Raw genomic sequence first — 15,734 nt, forward strand, 5'->3', positions numbered from 1 at the left:
GGAAAGAACCGATGGAAACCGAACGCCTAATACTGCGCCCCTTCACCCTCGACGATGCCGAAGCCTGGCTGCCCCTGATCACGCTGCCGGAGATCATCCGCTACACCGGCGACACCCCGGTCTCCACGGTCGACGAAGCGCGCGAGATCCTGCGCACCCGGCCGCTGCGCGACTATGCGGTGCACGGCTACGGCCGCATGGCGGTGGTCGAAAAGAGCAGCGCACGCCTGGTCGGCTTCAGCGGCCTGAAATACCTGGAAGATCTCGATGAAGTCGACGTCGGCTACCGCTTCCTGCCGGATTGCTGGGGCAAGGGCTACGCGACCGAGAGCGCGCGCGTGCTGATGGTGCAGGGCGTTCGCGAGCACGGCGTCAAGCGCATCGTCGGCATGGTGCATCCGGAGAATGCGGCGTCCGGCCGCGTGCTGGAAAAGCTGGGACTGGTCTACGAACGCCCGCTGGAGCTGGCAGGCCACGGCGTGGCGTACAGGCTGTACGCGACCGCAGCTGCGGAATAACACGACCGTACTTTTATCGCTTATAGTGCCTGTTGCAGTTTCAACATACGAAAATCCACCCAAGGGAGACCCCATGAGCGCCGATTACCAGGTCCAGAACAACGTCGCCGTCATTACGCTGAACAACCCGCCGGTCAACGGTCTTGGGCTGGCGACGCGCACCGCCGCCGTGGAGGCGCTGCAGCTCGCGGAAGCCGATCCCATGGTCAAGGCGATCGTGATCACCGGCGCCGGCAAGGCCTTCTCGGGCGGCGCCGACATCCGCGAATTCAATTCGCCCAAGGCCCTGACCGAACCGACCCTGCACACCCTGATCCGCACCGCGGAAGGTTCAAGCAAGCCGGTGGTCGCTGCCATCCACAGCGTCTGCATGGGCGGCGGCCTGGAGCTGGCGCTGGGCTGCAACTATCGCGTGGCCCTGCCGGGCGCCCAGATCGCGCTGCCGGAAGTGAAGCTCGGCCTGCTGCCGGGCGCCGGCGGCACCCAGCGCCTGCCGCGTGTGATCGGCCTGGAGGCCGCGCTGGACATGATCGTATCCGGCAATCCGGTATCGTCCGAGAAGCTGGCCGGCAGTCTGTTCGACGAGGTATTCCCGGCCGGGACCGACCTGGTGGCCGCCGCCGTCGATTTCGCCAACAAGATGGCTGAGGTCCGTCGCCCAGGCGCACCTCCGCTGCCGAAGGTCCGCGAGCGCAAGGTCGAACATGCCGACGCCCAGGGCTTCCTCGATGCCGCCCGCGCCAGGGTGAAGGCCGCTGCCGGGGCCTTCCCGGCGCCGCTGGAATGTGTCGAGACCATCGCCGCCTCGGTGAATATGCCCTTCGAAGAGGGCTGCAAGTTCGAGCGCTCGCGCTTCATCCACCTGACCCAGACCGTCGAATCGAAGGCCCTGCGCCACGCCTTCTTTGCCGAGCGCGCTGCCGGCAAGGTCCCGGACGTGCCGTCCGATACGCCGGTGCGCGAGATCGGCTCGGCCGCCGTGATCGGCGCCGGCACCATGGGCGGCGGCATCGCGATGAACTTCGCGAACGCCGGCATCCCCGTCACCATCCTCGAGACGAAGCAGGAGGCGCTGGACAAGGGCCTGGCCACGATCCGCAAGAATTACGAGAACACGGTCAAAAAGGGCAAGCTGGCACCGGAAAAATTCGAGCAGAGGATGGGCCTGGTGAAGGGCAGCCTCGACTACGCCGACATCGCCCAGGCCGACATCGTGATCGAAGCGGTGTTCGAAGACATGGGCGTCAAGGAGAGCGTGTTCCGCCGGCTCGACCAGGTGATGCGCCCGGGCGCCATCCTGGCGTCGAACACCTCGACCCTGGACCTGAACAAGATCGCTTCCTTCACCTCCCGCCCGCAGGACGTGATCGGCCTGCACTTCTTCAGCCCGGCCAACGTGATGAAGCTGCTCGAGATCGTGCGCGGCGCGCAGACCGGCAAGGATGTGCTGGCCACCGCCCTGGCGCTGTCGAAGAAGCTGAAGAAGATCGGCGTGGTGAGCGGCGTCTGCGACGGTTTCATCGGCAACCGCATGGTCGAGCAGTACATCCGCCAGGCCGGCTTCCTGCTCGACGAGGGCGCGCTGCCGCAACAGGTCGACCGCGCGATCGAAGGCTTCGGCTTCGCCATGGGCCCTTTCCGCATGGGCGACCTGGCCGGCAACGACATCGGCTGGGCCATCCGCAAGCGCCGCGCGCTCGAGATGCCGGAGGTGGCCTACTCGAAGACCGCCGACCTGCTGTGCGAAGCGGGCCGCTTCGGCCAGAAGACGGGCGGCGGCTGGTACGACTACCAGGCCGGCGACCGCACGCCGCATCCTTCGCAATGGGTCGACGAAATGATCGTCCAGCACTCGAAGGACCTGGGCATCCAGCGCCGCGAGATCGCCGACCAGGAAATCGTCGAGCGCCTGGTCTACGCCCTGGTCAACGAGGGCGCGAAGATCCTGGAAGAGGGTATTGCCCTGCGCGCCTCCGACATCGACATGGTCTACCTGACCGGCTACGGCTTCCCGCTCTACCGTGGCGGCCCGATGTTCCATGCCGATACCGTGGGCTTGGCCAATGTGCTTGCCGCGATCGAGAAATATGGGCGGGCTTATCATGGGGAGGCCTGGAAGCCGGCTTCCTTGCTGCAGCGGCTGGCGGCCGAGGGGCGGGGATTCAATAGCTGATTCGTGGCCCCGCATGCGCGCGGTACGACGGTAACAAAGATGCCCCTGATGCGCCCATGGCCTCGCTCATGTTAGGCTCGATATCCTTACCGTACTCGAGCCCGATGTGAAAAATGCCCTCCTGATCGCGACCGCCTGCCTGCTCGGCCTGCTGTCGACGACCGGCGCTTCGCTGCCTTACCCGATCCTGCCGCCGCTCTTCGCGGGTGTGGAAACTGCGGGCGCCGCCAACGGTCTGACCAGCTTCCTCAACCTGCCGCCCAAGCTGCTGTTCGCCATCGCCCTGATGGTCAATCCGATCGGGCTGCTGATCGGCACCGCCGTGCTGGGCTCGCTGTCCGACCGTTTCGGCCGCCGTCCGCTGCTGCTGTGGACCGCGGCCGGCGCGGCCGTCGGCCATGTGCTGACCGCCTGGGCGCTGGCGATGGGTTCCTATCCGCTGTTCCTGCTGGCGCGCTTCGGCACCGGCCTGCTGGAAGGGCAAGGCGCCATCGTCCGCGCCATGCTGGCCGACCGGCTGGAGGGCCCGGTGCGCAACCATGCGCTGTCCTGGCTGAACGGCTCGTTCACCCTGGGCTGGCTGTTCGGCCCCTTGCTGGCCGGGCTGACGATAGCCTTCGGCATCACCGTGCCTTTCTATATCGCCGCCGGCGCGCTGCTGCTGGGGACGGCGCTGGTGGCGATCAGCCTCAAGCGCGAACCGAGCGCCCACGGTCCCGGCTGGTGGGCGGTGGCGCGTGAAAAGCATGCCTTCAACCTGCTGCGCCACGACGGCCTGCGCATGCTGTTCGTGGTCCAGCTGGCCTACACCTGCGGCGTGACCGCCTTCTACGAGTTCTATCCGCTGTGGCTGGTCGAGGTCGGCCGCTACGATACCCGTGCAATCTCGCTGGTGAACGTCGGCATGTGCGCGCTGATGAGTTTCACGGCTGTTTTTGCCGGACGGCAAAATCGTGACGATCCCCTGCGCCGCGCCGCCTTCCTGGCGGTGGCGGTGGCACTGGCGATCGCCTCGCTGGGCACCGGCCAGCTGTGGATCGGCCTGGCCGGCATCATGCTGTTCGGCCTGCCGCATGCCTGCTACAACGCGGTGATCCAGGTGTGGGCGGCGGACCGTTTCGGCGGCCACGGCCAGGGCGCCGTGATGGGCCTGCTGTCGACGACCTTCTGCCTGGCGAACATCCTGATGGCGGCGGCCGGTGCGGTGCTGACGCTGTTCGATACGCGGCTGGTACTGGTGGCGGGGGCGATGCTGACGGCCTGGGCCGCAATGCGGATGAGGGCGTGGAGCAGGGCGCCGGCGCTCCAATAGCCGCGTCGCCGCGCCCCGCGCCCCGCACCAGCCGGCCATGCACCGGCGCGGGCTACTTGCTAGTACATCTTTCTGCGCACCAGAATCGGCAAGCCGCTGGCGTCGTGGCGCCCGATAATCTCGTGCGTCACGCCACGCGGCAGCTTGCCATCCTTGTCCGGCAGCGCAGCCTCGCCACGCTCCACGATGCCGCGGACATAGGCCTGCGACTCCACGGTGTCGGGGACGATGCTGTTACCCGGGTTTCGCTCTCGCTCGTTCATTTCCGTCAGCGCCTCCGTCAGTCGTGTTTCAGGCCGCAATCGCACAACACGCGCTTGAGCTGCAAGGCGCCGTTGGCTTTCACCAGCCTGTGGGTCTTCAATCCCGACAAGGGATCGATACGGTCGGCGTCGCCGACCGCCCCGCTGAGATCGACTCGCCCTTGCTTGAATAGTTGCTCCACGAAGCCGCGCGCCGCAACTTCGGAACTAGGCACCTGGACCGGGACGACGTCGGTGAGGGATGCGTGGGCTGCGAATTGGCGCGGTTGCGAAGGCGCTTCCACGAGCAGCGCCTGGTCGCCGAGTCCGTATTGCTTACCGTCGAGGGCGAGATGCGTAGGGGCATGGGAAACCGGCGCCGCTGCTCCCGCCGCCCGGCGCGACAGGGTCTTTGCCGCCTCGACCAGAGTCCGGACAGAAGCCGCCGAGGTCACGGACAGGATGCCGCGCTTGACGAACGCCGCCTTCAGCGGACGTGAGAATGCGGGATCGATCTGGCCCCCTGCCTGCACCATGCCGCCGGCCACTTGGCTGTAGAAATCGGAAGCGGCAGCGGCGCTGCGCACACCGGCGACCAGGATGTCGCCCATCTGCTCACTGACTTTCAGTAGCTCGTCTTCCGTCGGAGCCGCCGGATCACGGGCAGCCGCCAGCAGCATGCCGGCCAAGGCATCCAGGAAGGCGCCCGTGAAGACGCGCGAGAAGGAGTGCGGCTCCGCCGAAAGGGCCGATGCCGGGCCGGACGACGGGAGGGATAGCGGAGGCACGTACATGAAGCGGTTCGACGCATTGCGCAGGCAGTCCGGGTCTACAGCGTTAGGGGAGATTTCGCGTATGGCGTGGCCGAGTTGTTCCGCCAGCCGTGACAGCCGCGAACTCCGGTTGAGGTAGCCGCCGGTTTCCGACATGACGGCAGTACGCATCAGGGGCAACTGCAATGCCGACAGGATCGAGCTCATGTCCCCGAACGATTCATGGAAGGCGCCCACCTCCATGGCGGCGATATTCCACAAATCCGGCCTGATCGCATCCAGGATGGCGTGGCCCATCTCGTGACAGAGGATGTCGGGGCTTTCGCCAGAAAACACCGTGCCACCTCCGGGGATATTGCCGTGGAAGAATTTCAGCCCGGTCCGATCGTAGAACGCATTGAAGTCTTCCCCTTCGTCAAGGAAGATTTGCATCTCTGGACCGATGTCTTCAAACCACGTCAGCTCAGGGATCCGCGCCTGCCAGAAATCGGCTCCGCGCCGCAAGGATTCCGCGGCGTTCCAATAGCGGAAACTGGGGGTACCTACGGAGTAGAACCCGAGAGGAACCGCGTCGTCCTGGATTTGGTAAGACAGTTTGCCATTGTCCAGCGACGGTGCCGGACGCTGGATCGGGGTTCCATTTTCAGGGTCATCCATCCACGCATTGACTCCCCCATCGTGCATGACCACTTGGTTGAGAGTGTCGGGAATTCGCCTAGGCAATGGAGTTCTTTTTGAAATCCTTGGATTGAGTTGTTGCGGCATTTCCATTTCCCCCTTCAGAACAGGATAGATCGATGATCGAGTGAGTCAGGACAACGGGTACGCAACTAATTGGAATAGGAAGTCAGGCGAGAGAAACGCCAGTGGCGAGGCAAGGTACCCGCCTGTGCAAGCGTAGGTATACGGAGCGAGTGAAGTTTGATGTGAATCAAAGGTGTGGGACGGCCGAGATTGGGATACGTGCTCGGGTTCCAGTGGAAGAATGGTGGAGATGCCGCTAGTAGACATCGTCACGCGCCCTCGTTGGCGCGCACAAGAAAGGTGGGCACGAGGGTGCCCACCAGAACGCGGTGTTAATCGGCCGCGTAGATATTGTTGTTCTTCGTCTCGCGCACGAACAGCATGCCGATCACGAAGGTGATCGCCGCGATGACGATCGGATACCACAGGCCATAGTAGATGTCGCCTTTCGCCGCCACCATCGCGAAGGCGAAGGTCGGCAGCAGGCCGCCGAACCAGCCGTTACCGATGTGGTAGGGGAGGGACATCGAGGTGTAGCGGATTCGGGTCGGGAACATCTCGACCAGCATCGCCGCCACCGGGCCGTAGACCATGGTCACGTACAGCACCAGCACGAACAGCAGCCCCACTACCATCGGCTTGTTGATCGTGGCCGGATCGGCCTTGGACGGGTAACCGGCGGCCTTCAGGGAGGCGCCCAGGTCGGATTTCAGTGCGGCTTCGCGGGCCTTGCTGGCCTTGTCGAGGTCGAGCCCGTCCGGCGTCTTGGCGGCGGCGAAGGACGGGTAGACCTTGTCGCCGATGTGGACGCTGGCGACGGTGCCGGCCGGCGCATCCTGGCGGGTGTAGCTGACCGAGGCGGCGGTCAGCTGGGCGGTCGCGATGTCGCAGGACGAGGAGTAGATTTCCTTGCCGGTCGCCTTGAACTGGAAGTGGCAGTCGGCCGGGTCGGCCACCACCACCACCGGCGAGTTCTGCAGGGCGGTGGCCAGGGCCGGGTTGCCGTAGCTGGTCAGGCCCTTGAAGATCGGGAAGTAGGTCAGGGCCGCGATCAGGCAGCCGGCCATGATGATGGGCTTGCGGCCGATGCGGTCGGACAGCGAGCCGAAGATCACGAAGAAAGGCGTGGCCAGCGCCAGTGCGACCGCGATCATGATGTTGGCGGCGGCGGGTTCGATCTTCAGGGTCTGGGTCAGGAAGAACAGCGCATAGAACTGGCCGGTGTACCAGACCACGGCCTGGCCCATCACCACGCCCACCAGGGCCAGCAGGGCGATCTTGGCGTTACCCCAGGTGAGGAAGGCTTCGGACAGCGGCGCCTTCGAAGTCTTGCCCTCGGCTTTCATCTTGGCGAAGGCAGGCGACTCGCTCATCGACATCCGGATCCATACCGAAATGCCCAGCAGCAGCACCGACACCAGGAAGGGAATGCGCCAGCCCCAGGCGTCGAAGGCCTTGGTGTCCATCGAGGTGCGCACGCCCAGGATCACCAGCAGCGACAGGAAGAGGCCGAGCGTGGCGGTGGTCTGGATCCAGGAGGTGAAGTAGCCGCGACGGCCTTCCGGCGCATGCTCGGCCACATAGGTGGCGGCGCCGCCATACTCTCCGCCCAGGGCCAGGCCCTGCAGGATGCGCAGCGAGACCAGGATGATGGGCGCGGCGATGCCGATCGAGGCGTAGCCGGGCAGCAGGCCGACGATGAAGGTCGAGCCGCCCATGATGAGGATGGTGACCAGGAAGGTGTACTTGCGGCCGATCATGTCGCCGAGGCGTCCGAACACCAGCGCGCCGAAGGGGCGCACGATGAAGCCCGCGGCGAAGGCCAGCAGGGCGAAGATGAAGGTGGTGGTGGGGTCGCCGACGAAGAACTGCTTGGCGATCACTGCGGCGAGAGAGCCGTAGAGGTAGAAGTCATACCATTCGAAAACCGTGCCGAGGGAAGACGCAAAGATGACCTTGCGTTCTTCCCGGGTGAGTCCGCCGGCGGAAGGCGCTGCCTTTCCGCCGGCTGTCATGCCGGGGGTGATAGCCATTGTAGTCTCCGTAATGAGTTGTATTGTCAATGGGTAGCCGATATTTACGCCAGCTACGGCAGCGACTCTGCGCCGCGAAACTTACGCGATGCTTGCTCCAAACTTACACGAAACTTACAGATGAGCCGTTCGGCTGCCTCCTCATGCGCACTGGATGGAATCAGGCGTCCTTGTCCTTTGGACCGGGTTCCGGCGCCTGGGTTTCCGGATTAACTTTGGCGTACTTATAAGCCTCCGCGGATCGTTCGAGCGCGAGGCCCAGCGCGGTGGTCAGCTCGCTTTGGGGCGTGCCCTGGCGCAATTGCAGCGAGGCGAAGGTATTGCGCAGGGTGCGGCCGCCGGCGCGCGGGACGGCCAATCCCGCGCGTTCGAAGCTCGCCTTGACCTGGCGGTAGACGGTGGCCTTGTGCAGCGCTTCGCCCTCCAGGTTGGCGGGAAACACCAGTTCGCCCGGAATCTCGAGCGCCTGCCGCTCGTCCAGCCAGGCCAGCAGTTCGGCGACGCCTTCCTTCGGCAAGGTGGTGGCGTGCTCATAGCTGGTGCGGTGCTTGTGCGCGGGCGTGATGTCGAGCCGCAGGCCGCCTTCGACGTCGGGCTGGCGGCCGATCTCGTCCACCAGCAAACCGATCGCCTCGGCGACCCGCAGGCCGGCCAGCGCCATCGTCACCTGCATCGCGCGGTCGCGGCGCCGCTTCCAGCCCGAGGCCTTGCCCTGGTCGTCGGCACGGTGGCCGGGCAGGGCGGCCAGGAAGCGCTCCAGCTCGTCCGCGTTGAGGGCGCTCATCGGGGCGTCGCGGGTGATCTGGGCGCGGTCGATGCCGACGATGGCTTCGCGCGCCGGGTTCGGCGCACTCTGCAGGTATTCGTAGCAGCGCTCCAGCAGGCGCAGGTAGCGGTAGGCGATCTTGCTGTTCAGGTCGCGGTGGCCGTCGTGGGCCAGTTGCACGAAGCGGTGGAGGTCGCGCGCCGTCACGGTCGAGATCTTCAGGCGCTCCTCCAGCATCCAGGCGGCGAACTTCCCGAACATGAATTTATAGATGGCGGCGGACTCCGGCGACACCGGCTTCGGATTGTCCTCGCGCTGGCGGCTCGAGGTCAGCACGAAGTCGGGCGAAGCGACGAAGGCGGCGAAGCGTTTGACGGGATCGGCATCCCAGGCGGCGAGGTGGTCCATGCCGTATTCTGCAACTAACCGAGAGCGTATGCAAATGGAAGGCGTGCGCACGCGGCGGTGGCAGCGGGAGCGGCCGGTCAAGTCTTTTTGCAACTAACCGACAGGCGGATCACAACAAGCCAAAACCCAGCCACCAGCACGACAGGGCAGGCAAATCCACTGCGCTCGCCATCCAGGCGCCCAAGCGTTATGCTTCTCGCTATCCGCTCAATCACATTTGAAACAAGGAAGAAAACTCATGCTGAAGCACATCGTCATGTGGAAACTGAAAGAACACGCCGAAGGCGCCGACCGCGCGGCCAATGCCCGCGAAATGAAGCGCCGCCTGGACGAGTGCGCCGATATCGTCCCCGGCATCCACAAGTTCGAAGTGACCCTGGCCCAGCCGGGCCTGGAAGCGACCTATGACGTGGTGCTGTACTCGGAGTTCGCGGACAAGGGCGCGCTCGAAGCCTATGCCAAGCACCCGACTCACCAGGCCCTGGTGCCCTTCATCGGCGCGATCCGCGAAGCGCGCCAGTGCATGGACTACGAAGTCTGAGCGGGAGGCCGCCATGCGCACCGTAAGGGAACTGTTTTCGCTGGAAGGCAAGACCGCCGTGGTGACTGGCGGCTCGCGCGGCCTGGGCCTGCAGATGGCCGAAGCGCTGGGCGAGCAGGGCGCGCGCGTGCTGGTCGCGGCGCGCAAGCAGGCCGAGCTCGACGAAGCCTGCGCCCACCTGGCGGCACGCGGCATCGAGGCGTGCAGCATCGCCGCCGACCTGTCCGACGAAGCGGCGATCGGCGGCTTTGCCGAGGAGGCACTGCGGCGCCTGGGCCAGGTCGACATCCTGGTCAACAATGCGGGCGCGACCTGGGGCGCCCCGGCCGAGGAGTTTCCGGTCGAGGCCTGGGACAAGGTCATGAACCTGAACGTGCGCAGCGTCTTCCTGCTGTGCCAGGCCTTCGGGCGGCTGTCGATGATTCCGCGCGGCCGGGGACGCATCGTCAACATCGCCTCGATCGCCGGATTGGGCGGCAATCCGCCGGGCACCATGCAGACGATCGCCTACAACAGCTCGAAGGCGGCGGTGATCAACTTCACCCGCACCCTGGCCGGCGAATGGGGCCGCTACGGCATCACGGTGAACGCGATCGCGCCGGGCTTCTTCCCCTCGAAGATGACCCGGGGCATACTGGCGGCGGTGGGTGCCGACAGGCTGGCGCAGCAGGCACCGCTGGGCCGGCTCGGCGACGACGAAGACCTGAAGGGCGCGGTGGTCCTGTTCGCGTCCGATGCGGGCAAGCACATCACGGGGCAGGTGCTGGCCGTCGACGGCGGCGTGTCTGCGGTCTGATCCGCGCGGCGCAGGGAGAAAAGCAATGAAGCAGTTCGCAGGACGGGTAGCCGTCATCACCGGCGCGGGTAGCGGCCTGGGCCGTGAATTCGCCAACACGGCGGCGGGGCTGGGCATGAAACTGGTGCTGGCCGACATCGACAAGGAAGCGCTGGAGCGTGCCACCGACGAGTTGCAGGCCGGCGGCGCCGAGCTGCTCTCCATGGTGGTCGACGTCGGCAAGGGTGAGCATGTCGAGGAGCTGGCGGATGCCGCGATGATCCGCTTCCACGGCGTGCACCTGGTGTTCAACAATGCCGGGGTCGGCGCGGGCGGCCTCATCTGGGAAAACAGCCAGGCCGACTGGGAATGGGTGCTGGGCGTGAACCTGTGGGGCGTGATCCACGGCGTGCGCGTGTTCACGCCGATCATGCTGGAATGCGCCCGCCGCGATCCCGCTTACGAAGGGCACATCGTCAACACGGCCTCGATGGCCGGACTGCTGAATCCGCCGGCGATGGGCGTCTACAACGTCTCCAAGCACGCCGTGGTGTCGCTGAGCGAAACCCTTTACCACGACCTGCGCCTGGTCGATGCCCCGGTCCAGGCCTCGGTCCTGTGCCCATACTTCGTGCCGACCGGGATCGGACATTCGGAAGCCCACCGTCCGCACGGGCTGCAGAACGATGCCGCGCCGACGGCCAGCCAGCAGGCGGCCCTGGCCCTGATCAACAAGGCGGTGGAGGCCGGCAAGGTGACGGCGGCTGACGTCGCGGCCATCACCTTCGACGCGATCCGCGAAGGGCGGTTCTATATCTATTCGCATCCGCAGGCGCTGGGCGCGGTGGCTGAACGCATGGATGCCATCGTCCACGGCAAGCCGCCGGCGGACGCCTATGCGGCGACGCCCCAGCTCACCCAGATGCTGCAGTCGCAGCTGAAGCGCTAGCTGCCGGGGCACTGGTCTCGAGCAGCAAGCCACGCAGCCAGCGGTGGGCCTGGTCGGCGTCCATGCGTGGATGCCACAGCATCGAGACCGATATTCCGGGCACGACGAAAGGAAGCGCGAAGCTGGCCATGCCTTCGCGCAGCCGACTGGTATGACGCTCGGGGACGGTGGCCACCAGGTCCGATCCGCGCGCGAGCGCGAGCGCGGCCGCGAAGCCGCCGACCGAGGCGGCGATGCGGCGCTGCAGGCCGAGTGCATCGAGGGCATCGTCGACGCTGCTCCGTTCGCGTCCGCGCCTGCTCACCAGCACATGCCTGGCCGCCGCATAGGCCGCCGGCGTGATCGCCGTGCCGGCCAGCGGATGATCCTCACGCACCACGCCGACGAAGCGGTCCTCGAACAGGATGCGGGTGCGCAGTTCGGGGCTGGCGGCGCCGCCCACCACGCCGGTTTCCAGGTCGACGCTGCCGTCGCGGAGCGGGGCGCTGTCCTTGTCCGTCTTCTGCACGAAGCGCAGGTGCACGCCAGGCGCCGAGGCGGCGGCGCGCGCGACGAGCAGCGGCCCGAAGTTCTCGACGAAGCCGTCGCTGGTGCGCAGCGTGAAGCTGCGATCGAGCCGGCCCAGGTCGAGCGGCACGGCGGGGCGCAGCGCGGCCTTCGCTTCTTCGACCAGCGGACCGATACGGTTGCGCAGCTCGAGCGCCCGCGGCGTCGGCACCAGGCCGCGGCCGGCGCGGACCAGCAGCGGATCGCCGGTGGTCTCGCGCAGGCGTGCCAGCGCGCGGCTCATGGCGGACGCGCTCAGGCCCAGCCGGCGGGCGGCCCGCGCGACATTGCCCTCGGCGAGCAGGACGTCGAGGGTGACGAGGAGATTCAGATCGGGCGTCGACATCGCGCCAAGATAGCACGCTGGCTCGGGATATGGCGTTCCATGCACTGATCGAGTGCAAATGCTGCGTCTTCCGCCATGCATGCGCTGCGACTAGGCTCCCGGTATCGACCTTGAAGGGAGCCATGGACATGAAAACGCATTCCGCCATCCTCGCCAGCCTCTCGCTGAGCGCGCTGCTGTCCTCGCTCGGGACCAGCATCGCCAACGTGGCCCTCCCAGCGCTGGCACGGGCTTTCCAGGCGCCGCTGCCCGCCGTGCAATGGGTCGTGCTCGCCTATCTGCTCGGTGTATCGGGGCTGGTGGTGGTGGCCGGCCGGCTCGGCGACCTGGTCGGGAGAAAACGGCTGCTCTTGGCAGGCATCGCCATGTTCAGCCTTGGGGCCGGGCTGTGCGCCGCGGCGCCGTCGCTGGCGCTGCTGGTCGCTGCGCGCCTGCTGCAGGGCGCCGGCGCGGCGGCGATGATGGCGCTGACCGTGGCGGCGGTCAAGGATACGCTGCCCGCGGCGGAGACCGGGCGCGCGATGGGGATGCTGGGCACGGTATCGGCGGCCGGCACCGCCCTCGGGCCTTCGCTCGGCGGCATGCTGGTCGCCGGCTTTGGCTGGCCGGCCGTGTTCCTGCTGCAGGGTGCTTGCGGCCTGGCGGCGTTCGCCTGCGCGGCGCGCTTCCTGCCCGCCGATCTCTCCCCGCGCGCCAGGCCGCGCTTCGATCATGTGGGCACGCTGCTGCTCGCGCTCGCATTGACCGCCTTTGCCCTGGCAACGACGGTCGCTGCCGCGCCGCGCGGCCCGCTTGTGGCGCTTGCCGCCGGCGCTGCGATCCTGTTCGTCCACGCCGAGCGGCATAGCGCCGCGCCCCTGGTGGAACCGGCCCTGTTCCGCGACCCCGTGCTTGCCGCCGGCGTCCTCACGAGCATGCTGGCGACGGCGGTGGTGATGGCCACGCTGGTAGTGGGCCCCTTCTATCTGACCGGCGTCCTGGGCCTGGAAGCCGGGCGGATGGGGCTCGTGATGGCGGCCGGGCCGGTCGCCGCGGCGCTTGCGGGTCTGCCGGCCGGGCGTGCCGTGGACCGGCTGGGTGCGCGCTGGAGCGCACTGGCCGGCCTGGCCGGGATGCTCACCGGCGCCTGCCTGTTGTGGCTCCTGCCGCCGTCGACCGCGGCCGCCTATGTGGCGTCGATTGCCGTGCTCACCGCCGGCTACGCGCTGTTCCAGGCCGCGAACAATACGGCGGTGATGTCGGCTGCCGCGGAGGAGCAGCGCGGACTGGTTTCCGGACTGCTGAGCCTGTCGCGCAATCTCGGCCTGATCGGCGGCGCCGCCGGCATGAGCGCCGTCTTCATGAACACGGCGGCGGACGGTGGTCAGGCGGCGGTCGTGGCCGGTTTCCGGTCCTGCTTCGGCCTGGCTGCTGTCCTGCTCGGCCTGGGATGCGTGCTAGTGATCGTCCTACAATGGTCCGGGAAGTCATCCTATTCGCCCGGCGCCCGGGGGCGCTAGGATAGTTTCATCGGTAATCGCACCAGGAGGACATGATGGCGAACAACAAAGACAAGGCCCGGCAAGGCAAACAAGACCTGCCCGCCCAGGGCGGCGGACAGAACGCACAGGGCGGCGCCGACGGCAGCCAGCAAAGCGGTTTCCTGCACAGCTCTCCGGAAGCGAACGTCTTCCCGGCAGGGCATGCGCAGGCCGACAAGCCCGGCCGGCCCGGAGGCGGCGACTCGGCAGCCGGTACCCCGGACGAGGGCAGGCTGGGCGGCTCGGGCGGCACCTCGGCCCCCGGGACGACCGGCAACGACCCCGACCGCTGAGGCGGCTACCTGAACGGCCGTCAAGCATACCGCGGCGCCGTCCGCGGTATTTTTACTTCTTCCTTGACCAGGCGCCTCCCGCGACCTAATATGATATGCATCATATTGGAGTCGCCGCCATGTCCAGCACCCGATCCTCCCGCCATCAGCAGTCGCACGAGCGCATCCTCGACGCCGCTGCGCGCGCCGTACGCCGCGCCGGGGTCGCCGGGGTCGGTGTCGCGGAGGTGATGAAGGAGGCTGGCCTGACCCACGGCGGCTTTTATGCCCATTTCGCATCGCGCGATGCGCTGCTGGCCGAAGCGCTGGAGCACGCAGGCAGGCAGAGCAACGCCCGGGTCCGTGAACGCATGCGCACTCGCACGGACGCCGGCGAAAGTCCGCTCTCGGCCCTGGTGAACGAATACCTGTCCGGCGCGCACATGGAGGCGCTGGAACTCGGCTGCCCGGTCGCGGCCGTGGGCTCGGACATGCAGCGCGCCCATGAAGCACTGCGTGGGGTCGCACAAAGCCGGGTCCGTGGCCTGGCCGCCCTGGTTGCCGATACGCTGCCAGGCGATGCGCCACCCGGCAGTGCCTGGGCGCTTGCCGCGACCCTGGTGGGCGCGATCCAGCTGGCCCGGGTGCTGGGGCCCGATGGTGGAGGAAACGAGGTCTTGCAGGCCTGCCGCGAGACAGTGCTGTTGCAGTACGTCCGCCAGGACTCGATCGTCTGAGGTGGAGGATGCCGTGCCGATGGGTTCGGCTTTTTTTGAAACTTGAATATGACGGCTGTCATATAAAGGAATGCCATGAAACTCGATAACGCCATCGTCTTCGTTACCGGCGCCAACCGCGGTCTGGGCGAGGAGTTCGCCCGCCAGGCCCTTGCCCTCGGCGCGCGCAAGGTCTACGCGGCCGCGCGCGATCCCGGCGCGGTCCGCCTGCCGGGCGTGGTGCCGGTACGGCTGGACGTCAACGATCCGGCCCAGGTGAAGGAAGCGGCCGCGGCCTGCGGCGACGTCACGCTGGTCGTCAACAATGCCGGCATCGCCAGTCCCGGCAGCCTGCTCGACGACGACAGCGTCGCCGCCTTGCAGCGCATGATGGAGACCAACGTCTACGGCATGCTGCGCGTCAGCCAGGCCTTCGCGCCGGTGCTGGCGAAGCACCATGGCGGCGCCTTCCTGAACGTGCTGTCGGTGGCGAGCTGGATCAGCACGCCGGGCCTGGCCGCCTACGCCGCCACCAAGTCGGCCGCCTGGAGCGTGAACAACGGCTTGCGGATCGCGCTGAAGGAGCAGGGTACCCAGGTGCTGGGCCTGCACGTCGGCTTCGTCGACACCGAGCTGACGCGCGGGATCGATCTGCCGAAACTGGCGCCGGCGGACGTGGTCGCCCGCGCGTACGCGGCACTCGAGGCAGGCGCGCAGGAAGTGCTGATCGACGAGCTGTCGCAGGACGTCAAGCGCGGACTCTCGGCGGATCCCGGCGTCTACCTCGACGTCGTGCGGCGTCCGGGGTGAATCGCGGTCGTGGTAGCATCGGCCGATGGAACGACGCACCGACTACAAGACCGCCCTGCTGATCGAAGCCGTGATTCATGAGGCGAGCGCCACCGGCATGCCGGCGGCGGCGCGCCGGCTCGCCGAGATCGGCGTGGCGATGGACGTGGCCTTGCGGGTGTTGACCCGGCCGGTGGAGCGGCGGCAGCAGTTCGAGTCGCCGTTCATGCGGCGGGAGTCGTAGAAGGCAAGGACTCGTTACGAATAAACGTCGGCTCCGTGCAGGCGGGAATCCAGGTTTGCACGCGTTC

16 protein-coding genes are annotated in these 15,734 nt (G+C 67.0%); 11 read left to right on the top strand and 5 right to left on the bottom strand.

Annotation, left to right across the window (positions count from 1 at the left end; all coding sequences use genetic code 11):
- The first annotated feature begins 11 nt into the window (after positions 1-11).
- From AB4Z32_RS07995 to AB4Z32_RS08005, 3 genes are all read left to right on the top strand, one after another.
- On the top strand, positions 12-518 hold the full coding sequence (locus tag AB4Z32_RS07995; protein WP_442121307.1) for a GNAT family N-acetyltransferase: 507 nt from the start codon (positions 12-14) through the stop codon (positions 516-518).
- 73 nt (positions 519-591) lie between these two features.
- Positions 592-2,691, top strand: a complete 2,100-nt coding sequence (locus tag AB4Z32_RS08000) for a 3-hydroxyacyl-CoA dehydrogenase NAD-binding domain-containing protein (RefSeq protein WP_442121308.1) — start codon at positions 592-594, stop codon at positions 2,689-2,691.
- A gap of 106 nt (positions 2,692-2,797) precedes the next feature.
- On the top strand, positions 2,798-4,003 hold the full coding sequence (locus AB4Z32_RS08005; protein ID WP_442121309.1) for an MFS transporter: 1,206 nt from the start codon (positions 2,798-2,800) through the stop codon (positions 4,001-4,003).
- A 59-nt stretch (positions 4,004-4,062) separates the two neighbouring features.
- Here AB4Z32_RS08005 and AB4Z32_RS08010 read toward each other — a convergent pair whose 3' ends face one another.
- The 4 genes from AB4Z32_RS08010 to AB4Z32_RS08025 form a co-directional block, all read right to left on the bottom strand.
- Positions 4,063-4,266: a hypothetical protein gene (locus AB4Z32_RS08010; protein ID WP_442121310.1), complete on the bottom strand. Its 204-nt coding sequence runs from the start codon at positions 4,264-4,266 to the stop codon at positions 4,063-4,065.
- A 17-nt stretch (positions 4,267-4,283) separates the two neighbouring features.
- Entirely contained in the window at positions 4,284-5,675 is a 1,392-nt protein-coding gene (locus tag AB4Z32_RS08015; RefSeq protein ID WP_442121311.1) for a hypothetical protein, read from the bottom strand.
- A 419-nt stretch (positions 5,676-6,094) separates the two neighbouring features.
- Complete coding sequence (locus AB4Z32_RS08020) at positions 6,095-7,795, bottom strand: MFS transporter (protein ID WP_442121312.1); 1,701 nt, start codon at positions 7,793-7,795, stop codon at positions 6,095-6,097.
- A 160-nt stretch (positions 7,796-7,955) separates the two neighbouring features.
- The gene (locus AB4Z32_RS08025; protein ID WP_442121313.1) at positions 7,956-8,969 is read right to left on the bottom strand and encodes a tyrosine-type recombinase/integrase; all 1,014 of its coding nucleotides are present in this window, start codon (positions 8,967-8,969) and stop codon (positions 7,956-7,958) included.
- Positions 8,970-9,207: 238 nt separating this feature from the next.
- Between AB4Z32_RS08025 and AB4Z32_RS08030 the strand changes: the two genes are divergently transcribed.
- From AB4Z32_RS08030 to AB4Z32_RS08040, 3 genes are read left to right on the top strand one after another with little or no spacing between them, the layout of a single operon-like run.
- The gene (locus AB4Z32_RS08030; protein WP_442121314.1) at positions 9,208-9,510 is read left to right on the top strand and encodes a Dabb family protein; all 303 of its coding nucleotides are present in this window, start codon (positions 9,208-9,210) and stop codon (positions 9,508-9,510) included.
- A 13-nt stretch (positions 9,511-9,523) separates the two neighbouring features.
- Entirely contained in the window at positions 9,524-10,306 is a 783-nt protein-coding gene (locus AB4Z32_RS08035; protein WP_442121315.1) for an SDR family oxidoreductase, read from the top strand.
- Positions 10,307-10,331: 25 nt separating this feature from the next.
- The gene (locus AB4Z32_RS08040) at positions 10,332-11,234 is read left to right on the top strand and encodes an SDR family oxidoreductase (protein ID WP_442121316.1); all 903 of its coding nucleotides are present in this window, start codon (positions 10,332-10,334) and stop codon (positions 11,232-11,234) included.
- Here AB4Z32_RS08040 and AB4Z32_RS08045 read toward each other — a convergent pair.
- On the bottom strand, positions 11,200-12,126 hold the full coding sequence (locus AB4Z32_RS08045; protein ID WP_442121317.1) for a LysR family transcriptional regulator: 927 nt from the start codon (positions 12,124-12,126) through the stop codon (positions 11,200-11,202). The genes AB4Z32_RS08040 and AB4Z32_RS08045 overlap by 35 nt on opposite strands.
- 122 nt (positions 12,127-12,248) lie before the next feature.
- On the opposite strand from AB4Z32_RS08045, the gene AB4Z32_RS08050 reads away from it, so the two are divergent.
- From AB4Z32_RS08050 to AB4Z32_RS08070, 5 genes are all read left to right on the top strand, one after another.
- Positions 12,249-13,625, top strand: a complete 1,377-nt coding sequence (locus tag AB4Z32_RS08050; protein ID WP_442121318.1) for an MFS transporter — start codon at positions 12,249-12,251, stop codon at positions 13,623-13,625.
- 35 nt (positions 13,626-13,660) lie between these two features.
- Positions 13,661-13,939, top strand: coding sequence for a hypothetical protein (locus AB4Z32_RS08055; protein ID WP_442121319.1), 279 nt, complete (start codon positions 13,661-13,663; stop codon positions 13,937-13,939).
- A 119-nt stretch (positions 13,940-14,058) separates the two neighbouring features.
- Positions 14,059-14,655 carry a TetR/AcrR family transcriptional regulator gene (locus AB4Z32_RS08060; RefSeq protein ID WP_442121320.1) on the top strand — a complete coding sequence of 199 codons (597 nt, stop codon included), beginning with the start codon at positions 14,059-14,061 and terminating at the stop codon, positions 14,653-14,655.
- 75 nt (positions 14,656-14,730) lie between these two features.
- Positions 14,731-15,444, top strand: coding sequence for an SDR family oxidoreductase (locus AB4Z32_RS08065; RefSeq protein ID WP_442121321.1), 714 nt, complete (start codon positions 14,731-14,733; stop codon positions 15,442-15,444).
- Positions 15,445-15,469: 25 nt separating this feature from the next.
- On the top strand, positions 15,470-15,667 hold the full coding sequence (locus AB4Z32_RS08070) for a hypothetical protein (RefSeq protein WP_442121322.1): 198 nt from the start codon (positions 15,470-15,472) through the stop codon (positions 15,665-15,667).
- Positions 15,668-15,734: the final 67 nt, after the last annotated feature.

This window comes from Massilia sp. 2TAF26 (genome assembly GCF_052115005.1).
In the GTDB taxonomy this organism is placed as follows: Bacteria; Pseudomonadota; Gammaproteobacteria; order Burkholderiales; family Burkholderiaceae_D; genus Telluria.

Bases quoted from the DNA above. Each gene is read 5' to 3' on its own strand.
- AB4Z32_RS07995 (WP_442121307.1), top strand. From the start codon at position 12: ATGGAAACCGAACGCCTAATACTGCGCCCCTTCACCCTCGACGATGCC.
- AB4Z32_RS08000 (WP_442121308.1), top strand. From the start codon at position 592: ATGAGCGCCGATTACCAGGTCCAGAACAACGTCGCCGTCATTACGCTG.
- AB4Z32_RS08010 (WP_442121310.1), bottom strand. From the start codon at position 4,266: ATGAACGAGCGAGAGCGAAACCCGGGTAACAGCATCGTCCCCGACACC.
- AB4Z32_RS08015 (WP_442121311.1), bottom strand. From the start codon at position 5,675: ATGGATGACCCTGAAAATGGAACCCCGATCCAGCGTCCGGCACCGTCG.
- AB4Z32_RS08020 (WP_442121312.1), bottom strand. From the start codon at position 7,795: ATGGCTATCACCCCCGGCATGACAGCCGGCGGAAAGGCAGCGCCTTCC.
- AB4Z32_RS08025 (WP_442121313.1), bottom strand. From the start codon at position 8,969: ATGGACCACCTCGCCGCCTGGGATGCCGATCCCGTCAAACGCTTCGCC.
- AB4Z32_RS08030 (WP_442121314.1), top strand. From the start codon at position 9,208: ATGCTGAAGCACATCGTCATGTGGAAACTGAAAGAACACGCCGAAGGC.
- AB4Z32_RS08035 (WP_442121315.1), top strand. From the start codon at position 9,524: ATGCGCACCGTAAGGGAACTGTTTTCGCTGGAAGGCAAGACCGCCGTG.
- AB4Z32_RS08040 (WP_442121316.1), top strand. From the start codon at position 10,332: ATGAAGCAGTTCGCAGGACGGGTAGCCGTCATCACCGGCGCGGGTAGC.
- AB4Z32_RS08045 (WP_442121317.1), bottom strand. From the start codon at position 12,126: ATGTCGACGCCCGATCTGAATCTCCTCGTCACCCTCGACGTCCTGCTC.
- AB4Z32_RS08050 (WP_442121318.1), top strand. From the start codon at position 12,249: ATGGACATGAAAACGCATTCCGCCATCCTCGCCAGCCTCTCGCTGAGC.
- AB4Z32_RS08055 (WP_442121319.1), top strand. From the start codon at position 13,661: ATGGCGAACAACAAAGACAAGGCCCGGCAAGGCAAACAAGACCTGCCC.
- AB4Z32_RS08060 (WP_442121320.1), top strand. From the start codon at position 14,059: ATGTCCAGCACCCGATCCTCCCGCCATCAGCAGTCGCACGAGCGCATC.
- AB4Z32_RS08065 (WP_442121321.1), top strand. From the start codon at position 14,731: ATGAAACTCGATAACGCCATCGTCTTCGTTACCGGCGCCAACCGCGGT.
- AB4Z32_RS08070 (WP_442121322.1), top strand. From the start codon at position 15,470: ATGGAACGACGCACCGACTACAAGACCGCCCTGCTGATCGAAGCCGTG.